16 protein-coding genes and 2 pseudogenes are annotated in these 21756 nt (G+C 56.7%); 13 read left to right on the forward strand and 5 right to left on the reverse strand.

Features of this window, described 5'->3' with window-relative positions; translation table 11 throughout:
- Positions 1-75 precede the first annotated feature (75 nt).
- Complete coding sequence (locus tag LT974_RS07690; RefSeq protein WP_232590181.1) at positions 76-1761, reverse strand: aldehyde ferredoxin oxidoreductase family protein; 1686 nt, start codon at positions 1759-1761, stop codon at positions 76-78.
- Between the two features lie 272 nt (positions 1762-2033).
- On the opposite strand from LT974_RS07690, the gene LT974_RS07695 reads away from it, so the two are divergent.
- The 9 genes from LT974_RS07695 (at position 2034) to LT974_RS07735 (ending at position 11077) form a co-directional block, all read left to right on the forward strand.
- Entirely contained in the window at positions 2034-2522 is a 489-nt protein-coding gene (locus LT974_RS07695; protein WP_232590182.1) for an Lrp/AsnC family transcriptional regulator, read from the forward strand.
- A 217-nt stretch (positions 2523-2739) separates the two neighbouring features.
- Positions 2740-4011 (forward strand): amino acid ABC transporter substrate-binding protein, encoded by a 1272-nt coding sequence (locus LT974_RS07700; RefSeq protein WP_232590183.1) that lies wholly within the window; start codon positions 2740-2742, stop codon positions 4009-4011.
- Between the two features lie 54 nt (positions 4012-4065).
- The gene (locus LT974_RS07705) at positions 4066-4833 is read left to right on the forward strand and encodes a carbon-nitrogen hydrolase family protein (protein WP_232590184.1); all 768 of its coding nucleotides are present in this window, start codon (positions 4066-4068) and stop codon (positions 4831-4833) included.
- 115 nt (positions 4834-4948) lie between these two features.
- A complete protein-coding gene (locus LT974_RS07710; RefSeq protein ID WP_232590185.1) occupies positions 4949-6163 on the forward strand; it encodes an amino acid ABC transporter substrate-binding protein in 1215 nt (404 codons plus the stop codon).
- 3 nt (positions 6164-6166) lie between these two features.
- Positions 6167-7057: a branched-chain amino acid ABC transporter permease gene (locus LT974_RS07715; protein WP_232590186.1), complete on the forward strand. Its 891-nt coding sequence runs from the start codon at positions 6167-6169 to the stop codon at positions 7055-7057.
- Entirely contained in the window at positions 7057-8109 is a 1053-nt protein-coding gene (locus LT974_RS07720) for a branched-chain amino acid ABC transporter permease (protein WP_232590187.1), read from the forward strand. The genes LT974_RS07715 and LT974_RS07720 overlap by 1 nt, the downstream gene beginning before the upstream one ends.
- A gap of 2 nt (positions 8110-8111) precedes the next feature.
- Positions 8112-8840, forward strand: coding sequence for an ABC transporter ATP-binding protein (locus LT974_RS07725; RefSeq protein WP_232590189.1), 729 nt, complete (start codon positions 8112-8114; stop codon positions 8838-8840).
- Positions 8837-9556, forward strand: a complete 720-nt coding sequence (locus tag LT974_RS07730) for an ABC transporter ATP-binding protein (protein ID WP_232590191.1) — start codon at positions 8837-8839, stop codon at positions 9554-9556. Before LT974_RS07725 ends, LT974_RS07730 begins: the two co-directional genes overlap by 4 nt.
- Before the next feature lie 840 nt (positions 9557-10396).
- Positions 10397-11077, forward strand: coding sequence for a hypothetical protein (locus LT974_RS07735; protein ID WP_232590193.1), 681 nt, complete (start codon positions 10397-10399; stop codon positions 11075-11077).
- On the opposite strand, the gene LT974_RS07740 is transcribed toward LT974_RS07735, so the two are convergent.
- The gene (locus LT974_RS07740; protein WP_232590195.1) at positions 11074-15543 is read right to left on the reverse strand and encodes a hypothetical protein; all 4470 of its coding nucleotides are present in this window, start codon (positions 15541-15543) and stop codon (positions 11074-11076) included. The genes LT974_RS07735 and LT974_RS07740 overlap by 4 nt on opposite strands.
- 269 nt (positions 15544-15812) lie before the next feature.
- Between LT974_RS07740 and LT974_RS07745 the strand changes: the two genes are divergently transcribed.
- Positions 15813-16409, forward strand: a complete 597-nt coding sequence (locus LT974_RS07745; RefSeq protein WP_232590229.1) for an IS6 family transposase — start codon at positions 15813-15815, stop codon at positions 16407-16409.
- A 276-nt stretch (positions 16410-16685) separates the two neighbouring features.
- Here the strand turns inward: LT974_RS07745 and LT974_RS07750 are convergent, their stop codons facing one another.
- Complete coding sequence (locus LT974_RS07750) at positions 16686-17120, reverse strand: universal stress protein (RefSeq protein WP_232590197.1); 435 nt, start codon at positions 17118-17120, stop codon at positions 16686-16688.
- Between the two features lie 308 nt (positions 17121-17428).
- On the opposite strand from LT974_RS07750, the gene LT974_RS07755 reads away from it, so the two are divergent.
- Positions 17429-17884: a hypothetical protein gene (locus tag LT974_RS07755; protein ID WP_232590199.1), complete on the forward strand. Its 456-nt coding sequence runs from the start codon at positions 17429-17431 to the stop codon at positions 17882-17884.
- 795 nt (positions 17885-18679) lie between these two features.
- Complete coding sequence (locus LT974_RS07760; protein WP_232590201.1) at positions 18680-19129, forward strand: universal stress protein; 450 nt, start codon at positions 18680-18682, stop codon at positions 19127-19129.
- Between the two features lie 46 nt (positions 19130-19175).
- On the opposite strand, the gene LT974_RS07765 is transcribed toward LT974_RS07760, so the two are convergent.
- Together LT974_RS07765 and LT974_RS07770 are read right to left on the reverse strand one after the other, a co-directional pair.
- Positions 19176-19949: a DUF7260 family protein gene (locus LT974_RS07765; RefSeq protein WP_232590203.1), complete on the reverse strand. Its 774-nt coding sequence runs from the start codon at positions 19947-19949 to the stop codon at positions 19176-19178.
- A gap of 399 nt (positions 19950-20348) precedes the next feature.
- Positions 20349-21341 (reverse strand): annotated as a pseudogene (locus LT974_RS07770) (RNA-guided endonuclease InsQ/TnpB family protein); the annotation flags it as partial.
- 3 nt (positions 21342-21344) lie between these two features.
- On the opposite strand from LT974_RS07770, the pseudogene tnpA reads away from it, so the two are divergent.
- A pseudogene (gene tnpA, locus LT974_RS07775) lies at positions 21345-21602 on the forward strand (IS200/IS605 family transposase); the annotation flags it as partial.
- Between the last annotated feature and the right edge of the window lie 154 nt (positions 21603-21756).

Raw genomic sequence — 21756 nt, forward strand, 5'->3', positions numbered from 1 at the left:
ACGAACGCGCTCCCGCTGACCACCACGAAAACGTCGCAATAGATGGGGGTGTCGTCTCTCAATTAATTCCGAAAACTAGGCGTTGAGGGATCCCTTCATAGAGAGCGCACTGTCCGGGACTGTACCGTCGTGATGCCAGCCTCTGGCGTCGTAGTAGGCGTCGAGGGCGTCCTCGAAGCCGGGGAGTTGGTCTTCGTAGGGGAGGCGGTCGTCGTCGCGGTCGAGGCCGCGCTGATTGTTGAAGTGACGCTCCAGTGTCACGATTCGACTGCCGACGTCCAGCAGTTCCTCGAAATCCGCGCCGAACAGCATCTCGTAGCGTTCGGGAGTCATGTAGTCCCTAGAGAATTTGCAGACGACGCCGCTGTCGGTGAGCGCCATCAGGTTCTCGCGTTCGACCAGCCGCTGAGCCTTCCCGTCGAACCCACGGGGAGCCATCGCCTCGTCGTCGGGGACGAGCGGATACTCCACGGAGTAGAAGGTGGCGTACATGTGGTCCGCACCGCGATTCGAAACAGCGTAGGAGAGGCCTTGGCCGTGGAGGATGCGACCCTCGTGGGCAGCGAAATCCATATTCTTGACCGACCAATTCTCGACGCCCAACTCGTCGTGGACGCGCCCAATTCCCTCCGCGAGTTCGTCGCCGACACCCTCGCGGTGGGCGATCTGTTCGACGAGTTCCCAGACGAGGTCCTCGTTGCCGAACTCGTCGTTGGCCGCCAGGTAGGCCGCGACCGTGTTCCCCGCCGAAATCGCGTCAAGGCCGTATTCATCGCAGAGCTGGTTGGACTTCATCACGTCCACGATGTCGTCGACCCCGGAGTTGGAGCCAAAGGCCATCGCCACCTCGAACTCCGGCCCCTCGGTTTCGACGCCGCGGGCCTCGTCGCGGGTTGGGAGTTTGCAGGCGAACGCGCACGCCGAGCACGTTCCTTTCTCGTATTTTTTCTCGGCGATGGCGTCGCCGTTGATGCCTTCGACGCCCTCGAAGGACTGCTCGGAGAAATAATAGGAAGGGAGGCCGTCCATTTCGTTGGCGAGATCCATCACGGACACCGTCCCCTGTTCTTTCATGATGTGGTCGTCGGTGGCCGCCTCGCGGTGTATTTCCATCTGGCCCGTTGGCACGTCGATGTCGGGACGGGAATCACCGTCGAAGGTGAGGGCTTTCACATTCTTCGAGCCGAGGACGGCACCGAGCCCACCACGACCGAACGCGCGTTCCTCGGTCGTCATGACCGAGGCAAAACGGACGAGATTCTCGCCGGCCGGGCCGATACAGGCGACGTGTTCGGATTCGAGGCCGTGTTCGGCCTCGATGTGCGCGCACGTCTCCGGGACCGTCGCACCAACTAGGTCCGGCACTTCCTCGAAGGTGACGCCGTCGTCGCGGACGTGCACGATGACGAGGTTGTCGCTGGCTCCGGTGAGTTCGATAGCGCCGTAGCCCGTCTCCGCAAGGTGTCGGGACATGAATCCGCCTGCGTTCGAGGAGAGCAAGCCGTCAGTCAGCGGGGAGACGGCCGTTGCGTTCATCCGGCCGGTAAAGCTCATGTTCGAGACCTGCATCGGCCCCGTGGTGAACACGAGGCGGTTCTGCGGCCCGAGCGGGTCCGCGTCGAAGGGTGTCCGGTCGTAGACCAGTTTCGTCCCCACCCCACGCCCGCCGATGTATTGCTGGAGGGTTGCGTTGATGTCCGTTTCTGTGGTAGTCTGTTCGGTCAGGTTAGTGGTGAGGAGCGGCCCTCGGCTATGGAGCATAACTGGATACTGTTTCTCTAATACAATAAATCTTAATCAGAATTCATAACCTTGGCGTATAGTGGTATTATGTTCAACTAATTTGGGTTGCTAGCCGGTACGCGTGTTGTTGGCGAGAGAGTGGCTGCCGCTGTTGGTACAGAAGCGCCTGTGTTGACTCCGGTTCTATATATAGGTTATTTCCTGAACACCGTTCAAGAGTTGCTAAAGATATAACAGTGAGTAGGTAGTAGTTTTCTACACCGAGCGCAGTTCGAAACACGAGGAAACCCATGGACGAGAAAGACATCCAGATCCTGACGACAATCGCAGAAGAGGGCATCAACAGTCCGGAGAAGATCGAGAAGCACACCGATATCCCGAAGTCGACGGTCCACTATCGGTTGAATAAACTCCGAGAGGACGGACCCCTGGAGAATGACCTGTCGGATATGAACCTTGAGGAGTTGGGCTTGTCGATCACGCTCATCAGTGAGGTGTACGCGGAATTTGGAGAAGGCTACCACGAGACGGTCGGCGAGAAACTGGCCGATATCGAGGGCGTCAATCAAGTGTATTTCACGATTGGAGACACTGATTTCATCGTGATTTCCCACGTTGTGGATCGAAAGATGGCCGAGTCGCTAATCGGAGATTACGAGGCGATCGACGAGATCACGCGGACTAGTTCTCGATTCGCCATTACCAGAGTCAAAGACGAGTCGCATCCGATCAACGATTTCGAGTACGACACGCTTATTGACGCTCTTATCGACGAGTAGGTTCTGACTCAGGGCGTTTCGGATTCGTGTTCTCGTGCGCATCCTTGTCTTGAGGGGTGAGCTTCGGCCGTGCACCTTCTCGAATTTCGCCTGGGACACGTTGTTCAATAATATATTAATGCCTTGTACAGAGTCTGGGAAAACCGGATTTTCATAGATGTAATCCAACTCCTGTGCAAGGTTTTATTAACCATTAGTAAGAACGGGCATCCAGACCATGAGTGATAATATCAGTCGGTCGTTCAGCCGCCGGGAGTGGCTGAAAATGACCGGCACGGCAAGCGCCCTCGGAATGGCCGGCCTCGCAGGCTGTACAGGTGACCCGGACGGAAGCTCACGCGACACGTTCAAATTTGGTGTCGTCACTTCCCTCTCCGGAAGCCTTCGCTTCGGTGGCCAAGTCACCCAACGCGGGTACGACCTCTGGAAGAACCGCATCAACGAGCAAGGCGGTATCGAAGTTGACGGCGAGCGCTACGAAGTCGAACTCGTCTACAACGACGCCCAATCCGACCCAAGCACCGGCGCCGACGCCGCCTCACGGATGATCTCCGATGAGAACGTCGACGCACTCCTTGGGCCGTACTCCAGCAACGTCTCGCTGGCAGTTGCCCCGATTACCGAGCAAAACGAGATCCCCCACATTACTGGCAGTGCGGAGACGCCTCGGCTGTGGGAAAACCAAGAATTTTCGTACACCTTCGGCACAGTTCCAACTGTCAGCATCATCGCCGAAGAAGCGGGTAGCCAAATTCTTTCCCTCGAGCCGGAAGCCGAATCGGTGTACATCACTGGTGTCAGCGAGCCGTTCTCGGAATCGACGGCCGAAGCGATGCGAACGGCTGCCGAAGCCGCTGGGGTCGAAGTGGCAGGCTTCGAGCTCAACCCCTCCGACGCGGACTACACGAATATCGTCAGTAGCGCACAGTCCGCTGATCCTGACCTCCACTTCCACGGGGGGCACGTCGGCAGCCACATCAGTCTCCTCAACGCTGCGGAGCAACTCAACTACAGCCCGAACGGGTTCTACTGCCATTACGGTGTCAATACCAGCGACTTCAAGGACGGCGCCGGCGGCAACGCACAGAACACGTTCGGAGCAACCGTCTGGCTCCCCTCGATCGAACGGGAAGGTGGCACGCTCTTCGATTCATCGGCGGACTACGTCGAGGCATCACAGAGCACGTTCGACACGATGCCGGACTACACGCAAGCGGCGTCGACGGCGGCTGGAATCGTCTACCAGGAAGCACTCGGGGAACTTGGCTCCGCGCCGCCGCTCTCCGACGAGGACAAGCGTGAGATGGTATCCATTCTCGAAAGTGTCAACATCGATACGTTCTACGGGCCAGTGGCCTTCGAGACGGATGGTGAGTACTACCACAACAACGCCAAAACCACGCCGCGCGCGATTCAACTGCAGGAGAATCTCGACCCCGTAATCGTGGGTGGTGAATCCGCTGGAGAAGCGAACTATCCCGTCGAATAACACGACGACCCTCGAGAGAAACGCTGCCCATCCGCTCCCATACCCAAGTGAGATATGAACGTCCGAACTGTCCAAGCCGACCCAGAACACGGCGCTCCGCGGGAGAACGTGCGCCAACTCGAAGCGGCCGCAGAGCGCGCTCGTGCTGCAGACGTCGATCTGCTCGTTTTCCCCGAGCTGTTCCTGACTGGGTATTATCTCGATACCGATGACGCAGCTTCGACCGTCGCCGCAGCGGAGAACGTACTTCCGCGAGTCGCCGACGCGAGCATCGGCCTCGTTCTCGTCGTCGGAACCGCCTTCGAGGGCGACGACGGCTTCGAGAACACCGCCATCCTCTACGACGATGGCGAGCGGGTGGGGACCTACCAGAAAACCCATCTCTACGACGAAGAGGCAGCCATCTTCGAGACGGGTGATACGTATCCAACATTCGATACGTCCGTCGGGACGCTCGGTGTCGAGATCTGTTACGATCTCGAATTTCCGGAGGTTGCGCGCCAACTAACCCTTAATTCTGCTGACGTGATAGTCACAATCTCGGCCAACATGCAACCGTTCGAGACGTACCACCGGACGTATCACCGCAGCCGGGCGATGGAAAACGGCCGACCCCACGTGCTCTGCAATCGCGTCGGGAGCGAACGCGATCTCGACTTCCTGGGCAATAGCCGGATTAGTGATGCTCGCGGTAACCTGCTGGCCAGCACTGAGACTGACGCCGAGGTGGAACTCACCGCGGACATTCCGCTCGACCAATCGACGCACAAAACACTCACATATCTCGACGATCGCCGCCTCCCACTCGCAACGGAGGACTAACATCATGGCGAACGATAACACGAAATCCACGACTGACGACGCACAGAGCAGCCAATCGACTAGCCGGATTACACTCGGCCGGCGGAACCTACTGAAAACAGGAAGCGCCCTAGGGATGGCAAGCCTCACAGGCTGTACCGGTGGAAGTGGGTCCAACAGCGACCGGGAAACGTTCCGATTCGGTATCGTCACGTCGCTCTCGGGCCCGCTCCGCTACGGAGGGCAAGTCACGAAGCGTGGCTACGACCTCTGGAAGAACCGCATCAACGAGGACGGCGGTATCGAAGTCAACGGCAACCGCTACGAGGTCGAGTTCACCTACGCTGACGCCCAGTCAGATCCCAGTACTGGTGCCGACGCTACCCAGAAAATGATCGACAACGAGGATGTTGACGCGATGCTGGGCCCATACTCCAGCCAGGTCCCGTTGTCCATGGGGCCGATTCTCGACCAGAACCAGATGCCCTGTATCACGGGCAGCTCCGAGTCACCGGAGCTATGGCGCAACCAGCACGAATACTTGTTTGGCACCATCCCGTCGGTGAACGTGTTCGTCGGCGACGTCGTCGAGATGCTCCTCTCGTTCGACCCGTCCGCTGAAACGGCGTACATCACGGGCGTGAACGGGCCGTTCTCGAAGAGCGCAGCGCAAGGGATGCGGGCTGGCGCCGAAGCCGCTGGCGTCGAAGTGCTGGGCTACGAACTGTACCCGGCTGATGCTGACCGGTCGAGCATTATCAGTGAGGCGCAGTCGGCTGAACCGGATGTGCATCTGAACTCCGGGAACATCGACAGTAATGCGACGTTCATGGCCTCCGCCCAAGAGCTATCATACGAGCCGAACGGGGTCTTCCAGCACTACGGTATCAACACACCCGGATACAAGAATGCCGGCGACGCTGCCGCGTACACCTTCGGGGCAACCCTCTGGCTGCCGCAGGCCGGTCGGTCCGGTGGTCAGCTCTGGGGGGATTCCCAGACATACGCCGACCAGTTCCAAGCAGAATACGACAAACTCCCCGAATACACCGAGGCAGCGTCCAGCGCAACCGGCGTTGTCTACCAGGAAGCACTCGCAGAACTCGGCGCCGAGCCACCACTCACCGGCGACGAACAAACGCAACTCATCAGCATCCTGGAGGAAATCACCGTGGACACGTTCTGGGGAACGATCGACTACGAATCCGAGGGTGAAAACTACCACAACAACATCACAACGAATCCGCTCGCTATCCAGCTCAACGAAGACCTCGATCCCGAAATTGTAGCGCCCGCGGACGTCGCCGAAACGGAACCCACGTATCCGATCCCATCGTGGAGTGATCGGTAAGCGATGGTCTCGACAGGACTACTCACGCAGACGCTGATCAACGGCCTGCTACTCGCAGGGATTTACATGGCCGTTGGCGTCGGCTTCTCGTTGATCTTCGGCGTGCTCGAGATCATCGACTTCGCCGTCGGTCAATACGTCATGGTCGGTGCTTTCGCCGGCGCGGCCTTAGCACCGATACTCGGCAGCGAAGCACTACTCGCCGTGCCATTCGTCTTCGCGGCATTCTTCGTTGTCGGTGTTTTCGTCCAACCGCTCATCCACCACGTCACGACTGGTGACCGCCCCATGCCGCTGTTGATGGGGCTCGTCTTCACGTTCGGGCTCGCGCGCTTCATCCGCGGGTCCGTCCTTACGATTGCCGGACCGAACAGTCGTGACGTACCGACGAGCATCGCTGTCGGATCGTTCTCGATCCCCTCGATCGGCACGTTCCCGATGGTTCGCGTGGCGACGGCGCTGTTCGGCGTCGCCGCGCTCGCCGGGTTCCTGTACTACCTCTACCGGACTGAGGGCGGGACGGCGATTCGTTCTGTTGCAGAGGATCGTGACATCTCCCGGCTGATGGGTGTAAACATTAATCGGTATCAATCGCTGTCCTACGGCGCATATGCGGCGATGACCGCGTCTGCAGGCGTCTTCATCGGGATGGTGTACTCGGCAAGCGTCGGCATGGGCATGCAGTATACTGGCTTCGCATTCTTCATGATCGTGCTCGCCGGAATGGGCTACCTTCCTGGAATCATCCTTAGCGGGCTCGTACTCGGTATCGTACAATCACTAACCGCGGTTTACCTGGGGTCCGAGTACGTCTTCTTCATCCTCTTCGGCCTCATCTGGGTGCTATTGCTTGTTCGGCCGACCGGCCTTCTCGGCAAGGGAGAGGTGGCATAATGTCGGATACAGACTCCAAAACGACCCGTGATCGCTTCCGCCTGCTCCTCGACCAAGCGAACAATCGCGTCGTCGCTGGCGGACTAATCGTCGTCCTCCTCCTCTTGCCAGCGGCGTTGAACGCCTTCTGGACGCGTATCGCCGTCGGGGCGTTGATGTGGATCGGGCTTGCCCAATCGTGGAACATGATCGGTGGCTATGCGGGCTACCTGGACTTCGGCCATGGGGCCTACTTCGGGATTGGCGCGTTCGCCGCCGGCATTACCATGACGACGTACGGATTACCGTTTATCGCCGGACTCTCCGTCGCAGCGATCGTCTGCGCCATCGTCGCACTCGGCGTCGGTATTCCCACCCTCCGACTGAAGGGAGCGTACTTTGCGATTGCCACGTGGGCATTCGCGGAATCGATGCATGAGCTCGCACTCATCTTAGATATCACCGGCGGAACGTTCGGGATGAGCCTCCCGACTGGTGCGGACGCCATCATCCTCCCGCTCTCGGGGCCGCCCACGGAGATGTTCTTCTATTATGTGATGTTGGCCCTCGCCGTAGGAACGACGGTTCTGGCGTACGTCCTCTTCGAACGCAGCGAATTCGGATTCCGCGTGAAGGCGATCCGGGACAACGAGGACGCTGCCCAAACGCTCGGGATTAATGCTGAGCGCATCAAGCGTCAGGTGTACGTGCTTTCCTGCTCGATTGCCGGCCTCTTCGGGGCTGCGAACGCGTTCTATATTACCTTCATTCACCCGAACGACGTGCTGGCATCCATCCTCACTGACCAGATGATCATCATGGCTTTGCTGGGTGGCCTCGGAACGATTGCCGGCCCCATCGTTGGTGGGATCTCCATCTTCATGCTTGACCGCATGTCGTCGTTGTTCCTCGGCACGTCGACGTTGTACCTGCCGATGATCGGCCTCCTGATCATGCTGACTGTCCTGTTCGCACCCAGTGGGATTATCGGAATTCTCCGGGGTGAAGTCGGTCTAACCGAAATCAAGGACAACGTGAGTGAACTTGCTGACAAATTCAACTTCACCAGATAGCCATGCCTGAACACATTATTGAAACAGAAAGCCTGACGAAGCAGTTCGGGGCGTTGACCGCCAACGACGAGATCACACTCAGTGTTGAGCGTGGGTCCATTCATGGCATCATCGGGCCGAACGGCAGCGGCAAAACGACGTTCTTCAATACACTCACGGGAATGCACCAGCCGGACGGAGGGACGGTCACCTTCGATGGAACGGACATTACTGGATGGAAGCCACACCGGATTGCCCGCAGGGGGCTTGGCCGGACGTTCCAGATCGTCTCCCCGTTCAAGAACATGACCGTCCGGCAAAATCTCCTCGCCGCGAAAACAGGCGGGAACAACAAACGGGCACGAGCCGACGAAATCCTCGAGTTCCTCGAAATCGATCATCTCGCCGACGACGAAGCCAGCGACATGAGCGGCGGGCAGAAGAAACTGCTCGAACTCGGTCGTGTCCTCATGCTTGATCCGGACTGCATCCTGTTGGACGAACCGACTGCCGGCGTCAACCCGGCGCTCGAACAACGGATTCTCGATCATCTCGAAGAGATCAATAACAACGGTACGTCGTTCCTCATCGTCGAGCACGACATGAACGTCATTCGAGACGTCGTCGACCGTGTCTCCGTATTCGACCAAGGCCAACACATCGTCGAAGGAAGCTTCGATGAAGTCACCAACGACGAACGCGTTCGCGAAGCCTACCTTGGCTCTGCCGACGACGAGGAGGTCCCAATATGAATTCCGAGACGCCAACACTCCGCGCGACTGACATCGTCGCCGGCTACGGAGATCACGAAGTCCTGCACGGCGTCTCCATCGAGTCCCACGAAGGCATCACCTGCCTGTTCGGCCCCAACGGCAGTGGGAAGTCCACTCTCCTGAAAACGCTTAATGGGACCGTCCCAGTCTGGTCCGGCTCGATCACGTACGGTGACGTCGATCTCACAGACGCAACACCCGAAGAGACTGTCAAAGCAGACATCGCAACGGTCCCACAGGGTGGGGGCGTCCTCTCCTCGCTTACTGTTGAAGAAAATCTCCGCATCGGCGGCTTCACCGTTGACGACGAAAGCGTCTATCAAGACCGTCGTACCGAAGTCTTGGATGCATTCCCCGCACTCCAGGAGAAACTAGACGAGCGCGCTGGCTCGCTATCCGGCGGCCAGCAAATGATGGTTAGTCTCGGCCGCGCGATGATGACCGGTGCTGATACCTTCCTCATGGACGAACCCAGTGCCGGCCTCTCACCCGCACTCGTCGAAGACGCCTTCGATCTCGTCGAACGGTTAGTCGACCGCGGCGCCCGAGTCATTCTCATCGAACAGAACGTCAGGGCCGCCCTTCGCATCGCCGACTACGTCTACATTCTCGCAGAAGGAAACATGCAATTCCACGGCGAACCAGAGAGCCTCGCCGAGGAAGATGACCTCATCGAAACCTACCTCGGCCTCTAGCCAACTCATACTTTTCGCGATATGGCTCTATCATCGCGTTTGCATCGGCGAACGTAGTATAGTAACGAGACCACGTATTCGAGCGGTAGCTGATCGTTGCCGAAGAACTCTCCAAACTGGCCGTCGGCTCTGCAAAGCTATGTGAAAAGGTGTGTCGCCGGTCTTCCTCTACAGGGGTTAGAGGAAGCGGGGTGGTGACAGACAATATGGCGACAGCGGTCTCAATTCTGGCGCCGTGTCGACGACACATGCGTTGATGAGAACTCGTGTAATGTATCTTTTTCGACCACTCTAATACTTTCTACAGACAGACAGCCACTCGCCTTCGGCGTTCCCGGGTTTGGCCCGCTCGTGATGACACTCTCGGTGTCGAGGAGATCTCCAGTAGCTGGATTCCATGTCTTCGAACAATTCCTTGCGTCACCGCTGAACGGTCGAAGTTGTTGAGGGAGCCGTGAGAGCTATCCGGGAGGTAGCAGTGTCCTGGTGCATCCAAGCGCGTTCGTACCAGCACCTCGTCGAATTTGTACAGCGCCGAGGCGGGGAGTATTTCTGGACAGCGGTCTCATTCACCGACGGTTGGGAGGATTCGTCTGTCGGCAAAACAATATTCTGCGTGAGCGTGCTGAAGCGCGCACTGACGGCGCCGTCGCAGGGCCCCGTCGACCGAATAGGTGATTAACTGGACTCGCCGTTGAGATTTGCTCCGTGCGCGAGAAGAGGGATCCCGACGACGTCCGATATTGGGCAGTGAGAACGAAGGTGCTGACAGCGGACAATAGTACGGTGCCGAGTAGATATACCGGCGATTTTATGCGAATTGATTGATGAAGCGTGGGTATGCGACACCGTGTGCTGATTGGGTTCGTGGCCCTGCTAGTTTTGACGGGGTGTTCTGCGTTCCCTGGTTCGAATAGCCAACCTGCGCCAGCGGAGACTGAGAATGTCCCACCAACCACGGTGATAGCGGACACAGAAACTTCGACATCGACAATAGACCGTACTGACACGACGTTTACGGAATCAACGGCGACTGGAGAAATCCTCCTTCAGTCATCTGAATTACCTAGCGGGTACCTGCTCGATGGGGAAACGGAGGAAACTCGCCGCACCGTAGAGAATGCGACTGCCGAAACGTTTGCTGAACGAAACATCATCAAACTCCATGAACGCGCCTACGCCCGTTCCGGGACAGATGTAAATGGGCCTGAACTCATCCTGTTCTCAACAACCATCTTTGAGTCTCCTGAAGCGGCAACAGAGTACATAGAGTCGGTTATTGACTCACTGGCAGCGAACGGCACGGTCAACACCGTCGAATACGGTAACGCAATCACAGCGCAGCGAATCCAGTTTACTAACGAGAACGGCTATCGAACCGTCGTGACAGTGGCGCGCATCGATAATCTCGTCATGTATATCGCAGGCAGCGATCCCAACCAATACTATACGAATAACACCCTCGACCAGTTCATCACGATGTACCGGGACGCAGAGGGGCTCGCAGCCGACGCGAACTAACCCAGACCTGGTGAACGAACTGGCGCTATGGATGCTACCTGTGGTGAGCGGATCGATGGCTCCTGTATTGGGGTGCGGGAGTGTTCTGCGCCCGGGTATGTGATATCGAAGTCCTCGACGTCGAACGTATGGACTTGGCGGTCCGTGCCACTGCCAGCGACGATACGAACACGATCGAACCGGGGTGGGTTTGCGCTGTCAGCCAGCCACTGTCCGAGGACCTGACGGAGGTTCTCACGGGAGGCGAGATCCGCACTGACTTTCCGAGCGCCGATTGTCGCCACGGACGTTCCATCACTGGTTTCAACTGAACTCTTCCGAATTTGACCTTGCACACCACTCAGCTCGCTCCGGAGTTTCCGAGTGTCAAGTGCCGGTTTGGTCGGATCCCGGTTTTTCACTTCGATGTACTCCGTTTCCCCATCGGTTTTCCGAACCAGTAAGTCGAACACACCACCGTCTGTCGGTTCGACAATCACCTCCCGTACGGATTGCTGATTCGCGAGGTCAACCGCACGCTCGGCTTCCAGGACTGTTCCAGTGAGCTTCGACGCCCCTTGCTCGGAGATGTCTTTGAAGTACCCTGCAGAGCCTTGAATCGCCTCTGTATTCCGGGCAGCCTTCACGTTTCGGAGATACCGTTTCAGTTGGCTAGTCGGCACGTTACTGTTCCGGCGGAATTGGTCGATACTGTCCCGCCACGCACGTGCGGAGACCTCACCAGGTGTCTTGACGTGGTACTGTGCTTTCCCGATTCCACTCCGGAGCGACGCCTCGAACTTCACAGCCTGCTTCACTTCAGGCACCGACGTATCCCGAAGATGGTCAGCAGCATCTGCGAGCCGGTCCGAGCTTTTGACGTAGTTCGTGATACCCGTCCCGAGATACGAGGTCATCACGAGATACGTCATATAGCCAGCGTACCAGCTATGCTTGTACGCCTCGTATTGCTGCGGCTGATGTGTTTTGGAATGCGGGTTATCGGCTCGCTGTTGTTCCTGAATTTGTTGTGGGAGTTGCGCGATCAGGTCGTCGAGTAATCCGATATCTCCCATCACGGTCACCACTAGATTAACCATCGATTTCGCGGATTTCACCGGTTCGCCGAGCGCTTCAAGTCCCTCGATTGAATCTTGAAGGCCAGCACTCACTCCATCGACCATCCCCTGGCTTGAGGCAATTCCCTCCGCGGTCGTCATCCGGTATGACTTACACGTTTCCCGGCTGTTATACCACGCACACGGGCCGGATGTTCGGTAAGTGTCGTCATCGGCCATGAAGTAGTTTGGACCTGTTTCAGCACGATCCACCGATGGGTCAGATCCAACAACGGCGCTGTTTTCGGGGAAGATCTGGGATTTCTGCGCTTCCGTCGAATCCTCGAAGAGGTTCGCCGCAGCATGCGAGAGCCGATCACGAATACTCGCAGCGCCTTCGAGTTCCTCGTCAGGAATCTCGAAGTTCACAGTCTGTGTCCCCTGCACGAACTCTCGTTGTATACTCGCTAGCTTATCGGCGCCCTGCCATACCTCGATCGTATACTCATCGTTTGACTCCATTCGACGGAGTTCGAAATTACCGTTCGAACCGACGGGGACTTCTGTACCGTTCCCGGCAACACGGATCGTTGCGTCAGTAATCGCGGCTCCATTACTGTCCGTGACCGTTCCGGTGACTGTTGTCGCGCGCTCAAATTCGGCGATAATCCTGGTTCGCTTTCCTTCTTCAATCGTTGAGGTATACGACCCCGTTGGCTTCGCGGTCACAAACCCACGATCGCGCAAGTTCTCCACGAACACCAACGCATCACTACTCCCAGACAAATTCGTGTACTTGACCAGCCCCGTCTCGTCGGTGGCTTTTCGCTCTAGGTCTGGGACGTACGGCTCGACTGGCACCCCGGAAATTGGATCCCCATCTTGATCGATGGCATATACCTCAAGCACCGTCTGCGCCGGCGACGCATCCACCGACGCTGAATCCAGTACGGTCCCATCTGACGCTGCAAGCGCGAGTTCAAGCGTCCGCTGCGTCTCCTCAGCATTCACACTCACTGGAATCGAGACCGTCCGAAGCTCGCCCGCTCCAAGTGTAACTTCCCGAGGAGACTCCGCTATGATACGAACGCCACTCTGCTCTGCTGGAACAAGCTCGTACGACCGTTCGGTCGTCGTTGGATTATGCAGTCGAACGCTGACCGTCGCCGAATCCTCGCCGTCACCGGATGAGAACGTCATGTCCTCGATGCTCCCTGCCGGGCTATCTACAACAGTGAGCACCCCGGACTGGACGGACTCTGTGAGCAGTGTTTGCTCAGCTGGCGAATCCCAGACTGCAACTCGAGTCGCATACGCCCCAGCCGAAAGGGAACCGGAGACCTCCGTACTAAGTGCGATCGATCGACGTTCACCCGGACCAATCGTGATCTCAACACCATCAGCTCCACTATCACCACGAGGGATACCATAGCTCACGTATACTGTGCGTTCTTCCTCGCCGCGATTCTCAATCACGGCACTCGCGTCTACCACTCCATCCTCGTAGTATTTGCCAGAGTCAACATCAACCGCATTCACGTGCATCGCTGACGTGGATTCCCCCACTACTTCGAACGCTGTCTCCTGCACAGCGTCATCCAAGCGGGTTTGGAGGTTATCCCGATCGGTCTCTCGCCAGATGGAGACGCGACCGTAATACTCACCACTGGGTACCGACTCAGGGACCGTCCACTCTACCGTAATCGCTCGTCTTTCCCCCGAACCGAGTGTTATCGGTGTTCCCGTCTGGTCATTATTCGAGTACGAATCGCCCTCCGGGCCAATTACCGAATACCCAACGAAGAACGATGCTTCTGTGTTCCCAGTATTTTCCACGACGGCAGTTGCCATGACTTCTTCATCCGGTTGGAACTCACCAGATGCACCGTCTAGCTCCACAATCTTCACCGATTGAGCTGTTGACTCAACCACACTAAACGAACTAGACCGACGAACAGAATCAACACGCGTCTGCAAATTGTCTCGATTCTGCTCCGCCCACACCGAAATCTCCGCACCATAACTGCCCGCTGGGGTACCGTCTTCAACTGTCCACTCCAGCGAAACCGATCGACGTTCACCAGCAGCCAACGTCACCGTCCGCCCGGTCTGTCCATCGTTATCGTAGACACCACCATCCGGTCCAAGTGCGGAGTACCCGACGAAAAACGTGTGCTCTGTATTTCCCGTATTTTCTACAATCGCCGTCGCATCCACCGAACTACCACTTTGGAACTCACCCGACGCGATATCAACCGAAACGACTTCCGCGGCCACTTCCGTTTCCTCTGTCACTGAGAACTGATCCGCACGACGTACGTCGTCCAATCGCGTCCGCAAGTTATCCCGGTCACGCTCTTTCCAAACTGAAATCCGTGCATCGTAGTCCCCCGTCACTGCAGTGCTCTGGACGGTCCACTCCAGCGAAACCGTTCGCTGTTCACCGGGCTGTAACGTGACTGTTTGTCCTGTTGCTTCGTTATTATCGTACGACTCGCTGTCAGGGCCAATCACTGAATATCCGACGAAGAATGTGTGCTCGGTGTTCCCCGTATTCTCGATGACAGCCGTCGCATCAACGGCGTCACCCGGCGTATACTCACCTGATGCCACAGAGGCTTCCACCACTTGCGCCGAGATATCCGCCGGCTCAGTCACAGTAAACACGTTCTCCCGGTGCACGTCATCTAACCGCGTTCGCACATTGTCTCGGTCTTGCTCCGCCCACACAGAGATTCGACTACCGAATTCCCCACTCGAAACTCCGTCTTCAACGGTCCACTCAACCTGCACTGATCGACGTTCACCGGGGTCAAGCGTGACGACTTGCCCTGTCTCACCATTATTATCGTACAGCTCACCGTTCGGGCCGACCGCCGAGTACCCCGCGAAAAACGCATGGGATTCGTCACCAGTATTTTCAACGACTACCGTCGCATCTACCGTTTCACCGCGGTCATACGTTCCTCCATCCACAGACACATCCCGAATCGCGGCGTCAACCTCCGCTGGTTCAACCACCTCAAACGCACCATTCTGCCGAGCACTATCAAGTCGCGTCTGCAGATTATCGCGATCGCTCTCCGCCCACACAGACGTTACAGCATCATATTCGCCAACCGGCACATCATTACTGACGGTCCAACTAACACTCACCCACTCTCGCTCGTTCGGACTAAGCGTGACCGTCGTCCCAGTCTGCCCGTCATTATCATGCCAATTCCCATTCGGGCCAACCATACTGTAGCCGACGAAAAACGTCTGGTCACTACTGCCGGTATTCCGGACTTCAACCTCAGCAGTCACGCGCTCCCCCGCTTCAAAACTCCCGGAGTCCTGATTAAAATTCAAAATCCGAGCACTCGCTGCAGCTGCCCCTACCTGTGGCTGCGCCCCTGCATGACTACCAACCGCTCGCTCAGTAGTCATACCCCCACCACGTTCGAACGAGACGGCACCAGCCACCGGTGCTGACAGGAGCAACACCACCGAAACCACCGCAAACACCGTTCGGAATGTATCACTCAACATCACTGAATACCGTAGTTAACCCACAATTCCGCCACACTAACAAATTTCCTACGGTCGTACTAGCCAGCTGTAACGGCAGTGTTCAGATAAGGATTGAAAGGCGAGGCGGTGCGGTTTTTCGGGTGTCCATGCCAGAAAACGCCCGCCTCAGCGGTTGTTTAGACTAGATCGACTTAGAGTTTGTTGAACGAGAAGCGACACCGCAGCTGCTGATGAAGCTCAGTGTTCAACTCCATCTTGCTGGACTCTCGCTTTCGAATACTGTCTCAATTCTTGAGCTATTCGGTATCAATCGAGCTCAATCCACCGTTCATAATTGGGTCCATAAAGCCGACCTACAGCCCGAGTCTGGACGGAATCCGGATCACGTCGGGGTTGACGAAACCGTGATCCGACTCAATAACGAGCAGTACTGGCTGTACGCTGCTGTCGATCCCGACACAAACAAATTACTCCATACGAAGCTTGAATCGACGCGTACGAACGTGATTGCTCGCTCGTTTTTCGCACAGCTCCGGGAGAAACACGACGTCGATGATGCCGTGGTTCTCGTGGATGGCGCACCCACGCTGAAAGACGCCTGCAACCGACACGGCCTCCGATTCCAGTATGAAAAACATGGGAATCGGAATGCTGTCGAACGTGTCTTTCGAGAGATAAAACGTCGAACCTCATCGTTCTCAAACTGTTTCAGCAACGCCGCAGCAGATACCGCCGACGATTGGCTCAGATCCTTCAGCTTCGCATGGAATCAGCTTATCTGAACACTACCGTTCTTGGAGCGCATCAACATATGTGGTTAGCCACGCTGTGTCGCCAACAGCGACAATCACAGACGAGTCAAGGACATGATGTGGTTGCGAATTCATGGGGAGGGTGGCCAGTACCAACCACAGAATACGATTCTGTACGCGTTGATACTCTCGACCACTCACCAGACATGCAAAACCACTCCTATTTACTATTCAACCCCGCGTTGAACTGTAGATCTCAAAAACAACCCATAGCGGAGCCACGGCTTTCGCCGTGGAAGCGGACAACTATCGGAGGATGGTGACCGGGACGGGCGCGCGTCGAGTGACGGTTTCGGCGACGCTTCCGAACAGTACCCGACCGACGCCCGAGCGCCCACGACTCCCCATTACGATGTGGTCGATATCTTCGGCTTCGACTGTTTCGATGATCTTTGCGGCCGGCTTTCCTGTTTCAAGTCTGGTTTCGAAATCGACGCCGCGCTCGCTCGCCGTCTCACCGTATTCTCCGAGTAGTTGCTCGGCGTGCTCGTGCTGTCGCTTCGCTTCCGCTTGATACCCTTCGAAGTCGAAGTATTCGTCGTCGCCGTAAGTGTACGTGCTCGCGGGATTGAGGACGTGGAGCAGCAGCACCTGCGCGTCGGGGTGGTTGTCCAGCACGTAGTCGAGCGCTGCCTCTGATTGCGGTGACCCATCGACTGGCACGAGGATACGTCGGCTCATACTGACCAGTGACTCGGGACACGCATAAGTGCTAACCTCTGTTTAGCGCCCGTTCTATCCGAGTACGGTCTGTTCCGAAGAACACGGCTATCAGCGGCTCACTGATGAGCGCGAGCGGAATGATGCAGAATCAAGCGATACCGACTGTGGCATACTCGATAGCTGCTATCCGGGTACCGTCGATAGCTACTGCATAACTGGGCTGACGACCCCGTAGTTCTGACATCGAAGGGGTCGTAACCTCTACGAGACTTCGGATACTGAGTTTCTGGTATGGTGTCAAAGCCTCCACTTCGACAGCATTAGCCGTGATTGGCGTTCTCTCGCTGATCGCCTCGATGATTCCCGTGGGGGCGTCGTCCGAGCCAGTCGAGTTCGTCCACCGTGTCGATCCCGCCGATAACGGAACGCTGGCATACGGAATCGAGTACGAGACGAGCGACGTTCGGGCGTACGAAAATCTCTCCGAGCGCGGGCAGACCGTCTTCGACCGTGCTCGTGCTGGGTCACCGTACGTGGTCACGAATCAGTCCGCAACTGCGCCAGACTTCGAGTACGCGACTGATCACGTCGCCCTCGGGGAAGGTGTGTACGCTATTGCGTACGAGGACGAGGTGTACTCGTTACACACCCAGCGCGACGCCCCCGGATTCAACATCGCTGCCTCCCTCGCCGAGCTCGCTACTGTCGCCGCCCGCGTCCTCAGTGCCATCTTCATCGCAGCCGGACTGCTCTACGCCGGCTGGCAACAATACAGCCAGTGATTCACCCTGGCGGGCTGGCTGTTCGAGTTTGTCTGCAGGCTGATATCTGGATTGGGATGATATTTCGGCAGAATCGGTGCGAAGTCGATCAATAGGTACGAGATTAGTTCGTGCTCTCGGTTGCTGTCGTCTCACCGTCGACGGTGCTGGTGACTTCTGACTGTCCTGCCGGCGTCCGGATGACGTTCGGAGAGCAGTCATTCTCCGACTCTTGCGTCCGCGTCGAGGGTGTGGTACCGAAACCGGAATTCAGCGACCCCTGTACAGAAGCACTACAGCGCCTGGAGAAATAGTTTGTAAAATGTTCATTTCTAACTCCAACCAAATATACTATGGTAAAAGTGATTCCGGAATAGCATACTCCTATTTCGAGCCAGAAGGTTTAACGACGAAATACATCCGATATGATATCCATGGATTATCGATGATCCCGCCTCCTATTGGTTTTAAAGAGTATATTCGTCCTTCAACGGTCCTGGTTGCATCTCTACAATTCCTCATCTGCTTACTAAAATATACCCCACCCAAGAAATTATATTTTCTGAACTGGTGCCTTATTAATTTCCCTTTTCTACAGTATTACCCATTATTTTGACGTTATACTGTAGAATTACCTCTCTAGTCGAGGTTCTATGGAACTGTCTCTTGTGAGTATACACTCCCCCCACAAACCAATATCAGACATATCTTTGATATGACTATCTTATTGATGGTTCTCGTGTTTCGGTGTCTTCGCGCGGCAAATCGGTTGAAGCGTGCTACAAATTTTAAGATGGAGCAGTCTGATTCGTGGATGTGGCATTAGAACCCATCCTACTAGCGGTCGGTCCCAAGGATAGCGACCGAGCAGAGAAACTCGCAGATTTTGCTGTCGATATTGCCGCGCCCGCGGATTCCACAGTCGTCCTCGCACACGTGTTCACCGAGGAGGAGTACACGTCTGCGACGGAACAACTAGGAATCGAAAGCCCCACGGAAGTAACACCAGACGAGGTGGCACGACGTCACAGCACGACACGCGCAATCTCGAAAGCGCTCGACGATGCTGGGGTGAACCATGAGATACGAGGCACGATTGGCCCGCACGGTGACGAAATCATTCGGCTTGCGGCAGAGGACGACTCCGGCCTCGTCGTTGTCGGCGGGCGAAAGCGATCACCCACAGGCAAAGCTGTTTTCGGGTCAACCGCACAGGAGGTTATGCTCTCCGCACCGTGCCCAGTGACGTTCGTCCGCGGGGAGTAGTCGGAACATCTCCGATCGCCCCTTCATTTCCACGTCGATTATCCGCTTACTCGTCGCCCGCAGAGCGGTCTTCGTTGGACCCCTCTATTGTGACAGCTTCACGAAGTCGCGCTATCGCCGTCAGTACTGGATAGGTCCAAGATTGCTCCCCGTAGAGGTACGTACAGAGGGAGTGATCGTCGAGGTATGTCTCTAACGGCCTGTTCCGCAGCGTCTGCTGTCGATTTTCTGCGATTGTATTTAGCTCTCCGGCGAAGTTTTCGTGGTACCAATCCGGGAGAATCGTCGTGTCCAGCTGTACGAAGAGTGTATTCAGGGAATTCCGGGCCTCAGTAATCGACTGAGATTCTTCAGTGAGCGTCGTGAGGAAATGCTGTCGGCTGTGTATTGCGTGCTTGAGGCGTGCCTGGAACATAGCTTTGAATGACGCCGTAAAGGCTGTTCCAGAATCGGTGAGCCGATCGGCAAACTCGACCCCGAACTCTTTGGCAACGTGCTCCTCGAGAGACTCCCCGTACACGTCGTCATAATGTGGGAGGTCCATCACAGTTTCACGATACGTAGTACAAACCCGGTCTATCTTGCCATCTGAAGGACTGTAATCCGTGAGTACTGTCGATGGCGCTGGAGAGCGCAGAGCCTGCGTTGGTGTGATTGCTGCGATTCGCTCAGACAGTGGTTTGTAAGCATCGCGTTCGTCTGCTGTTTCCGAATACTCCTGTTCTACGAGAGTGGTTGCTGTCGAGAGAGGAGAAAACGTGTAACTGCGTAAGGACTGGAGAAAGTATAGAGGATGCTCTTCAGTCTGTGCACCCGCCATAGTGATAGATACGGTAACAACCGACAAAAAGATATTGTGGGTTTGAATACATGAAATGTGGCTAGTATACAGGTTTCGAGTAGGCACGGAAACATACCTTACATAGACTGTAATTACTGATAACGAAGCTCAAACTGTACGTTCCCACTCGCTGCTCCCCCGATACCTGCGAAGGTGTGTGCCATCGTCGTCTTCTGGCGTGACGTAATCGGGACAGACACGACCATCGACGGTGGCGAGTGTGGAGCAGTCGTCGTTGTCTGTGGTGCGGGCCCCGTACACGACGCCTTTGCCACGGAACGTGAACCGCCTCGGGGTCAAGTGGTTCAAGACGCCGAAGGCGTCTCGTCATCACGAGAGAGCTTCGCTCTCTCGGACGACCCCGAGGCTTCCCGAGGGTTAGTCGGACACTCCCATCCGACCATCGGCCTGATAGCCTCGGGCGGTCGGGTGGGTCACGGTCGGGGCGTCCACGGCCCCCGATGCCTGCCGTCGCACCTTCCGAACAACGGGAAGGTTGTTGAGAGCAGGCACATTCCAATCGAGTTTCTTTATGCCTTTCACGGCGATATTGACGCTTGCACCACGGTCACTGTGGTCTTGATGCCCGCACGACCGACACTTGAACCGCTTCTTATGTCGATTCGCACGCTCCGTATGCCCGCACATCGGACACCGTTGACTCGTGTATTCGGGGTTAATCCACGCAGTCGGGATGCCCTCGAACGACGCCTTGTACGACGTATAGAACTGAAGGGCGCGGAACGGGAGGTGGTGCAAGCGTCGGTTCATTCGCGTGCCGTAGTCGATACTGTCGCGCATCTCTTTGAGGTCTTCAAAGACGATGCACGGCTTCTCGAACTGCTGGCTCCACTCCACGATGTGACGGCTCACTTTGTGGAGTCGGTCGCGGACGAACCGTTCCTCACGTCCTTCCAGCGTGTCGTGCATACTCGACTTCCCCGCGTTCTGGACGCGCTTTCGCATCGTGAAATAGCGGTGGCGCTCGAACTTGATTTCGGGGAAGTCGATGACGAGCGTGTCTTCGACGCCACCCTCGGAGAGTGCGGTGAGGGCCACGTTGTCTTCGTTCACGTCCACACCGACGACCGTCCGCGAGTCCTGCTTGTCTCGAACAGTCTGCTCGGTATTGGTGACGTTGACGTGCAACTCGGCGTTGTCGTTGTGGAGCAGGGCTTCAGCTGTCCCAATCTTCCACTCGTCGCTTTCGAGGGCGGTCTTGAGAATGTCGAGGTGAGCGTCACTCCCTTCGAGAACACCCTTGACGTGCTTGTACGGTTTCGCGCTGATGCGGAACGCAACGTCACCGTCGTCGGTGAGCGACAGGTTGTACCCTTCCTCGTAGTTCGCACGAAGCGGGTACGCACCGTCCGCTACGAGATACTGTCGTTGCACATCTCGCCCGACCACGTACACCTGTTCCTGTCAGCCCATCCGAAGCACGCGCCGAGAGAGATTGTGCGGACGGTCAAGAGCATCACGGCGCGGGAGATGTGGGAACAACACGAACCACTCTTGGAGGAGTATCTGTGGGGCGGTGGGTTCTGGGAGGAATCATACTACGTGGGGACGGCAGGCGACGTTTCGACAGACACGATTGAGCAGTATATCGAGCGCACGGAACACGTTTAGCGGAGCGTACGGCCTTCACCCTCGGGGTCAAGCCCCGAGGCACTCGGCCTGCTCAGCCTGTAGACTTGGTCGCGTTCCTTCCGCCGAAACTGCGGTCTTGGCAGTTTGACAGTACGTCGACGGCGAAGCTACGAGTAGATTGGACGTGGTTCGA

It is taken from the genome of Halobacterium noricense (genome assembly GCF_021233435.1).
GTDB classification, from domain to species: Archaea; Halobacteriota; Halobacteria; order Halobacteriales; family Halobacteriaceae; genus Halobacterium; species Halobacterium noricense.

What these genes read in the sequence shown, in the direction of transcription:
- LT974_RS07690 (WP_232590181.1), bottom strand. Translation starts at nt 1,761, where the DNA reads ATGCTCCATAGCCGAGGGCCGCTCCTCACCACTAACCTGACCGAACAG.
- LT974_RS07700 (WP_232590183.1), top strand. Translation starts at nt 2,740, where the DNA reads ATGAGTGATAATATCAGTCGGTCGTTCAGCCGCCGGGAGTGGCTGAAA.
- LT974_RS07710 (WP_232590185.1), top strand. Translation starts at nt 4,949, where the DNA reads ATGGCAAGCCTCACAGGCTGTACCGGTGGAAGTGGGTCCAACAGCGAC.
- LT974_RS07720 (WP_232590187.1), top strand. Translation starts at nt 7,057, where the DNA reads ATGTCGGATACAGACTCCAAAACGACCCGTGATCGCTTCCGCCTGCTC.
- LT974_RS07695 (WP_232590182.1), top strand. Translation starts at nt 2,034, where the DNA reads ATGGACGAGAAAGACATCCAGATCCTGACGACAATCGCAGAAGAGGGC.
- LT974_RS07735 (WP_232590193.1), top strand. Translation starts at nt 10,397, where the DNA reads ATGCGACACCGTGTGCTGATTGGGTTCGTGGCCCTGCTAGTTTTGACG.
- LT974_RS07740 (WP_232590195.1), bottom strand. Translation starts at nt 15,543, where the DNA reads ATGACTACTGAGCGAGCGGTTGGTAGTCATGCAGGGGCGCAGCCACAG.
- LT974_RS07765 (WP_232590203.1), bottom strand. Translation starts at nt 19,949, where the DNA reads ATGGCGGGTGCACAGACTGAAGAGCATCCTCTATACTTTCTCCAGTCC.
- LT974_RS07705 (WP_232590184.1), top strand. Translation starts at nt 4,066, where the DNA reads ATGAACGTCCGAACTGTCCAAGCCGACCCAGAACACGGCGCTCCGCGG.
- LT974_RS07725 (WP_232590189.1), top strand. Translation starts at nt 8,112, where the DNA reads ATGCCTGAACACATTATTGAAACAGAAAGCCTGACGAAGCAGTTCGGG.
- LT974_RS07750 (WP_232590197.1), bottom strand. Translation starts at nt 17,120, where the DNA reads ATGAGCCGACGTATCCTCGTGCCAGTCGATGGGTCACCGCAATCAGAG.
- LT974_RS07730 (WP_232590191.1), top strand. Translation starts at nt 8,837, where the DNA reads ATGAATTCCGAGACGCCAACACTCCGCGCGACTGACATCGTCGCCGGC.
- LT974_RS07715 (WP_232590186.1), top strand. Translation starts at nt 6,167, where the DNA reads ATGGTCTCGACAGGACTACTCACGCAGACGCTGATCAACGGCCTGCTA.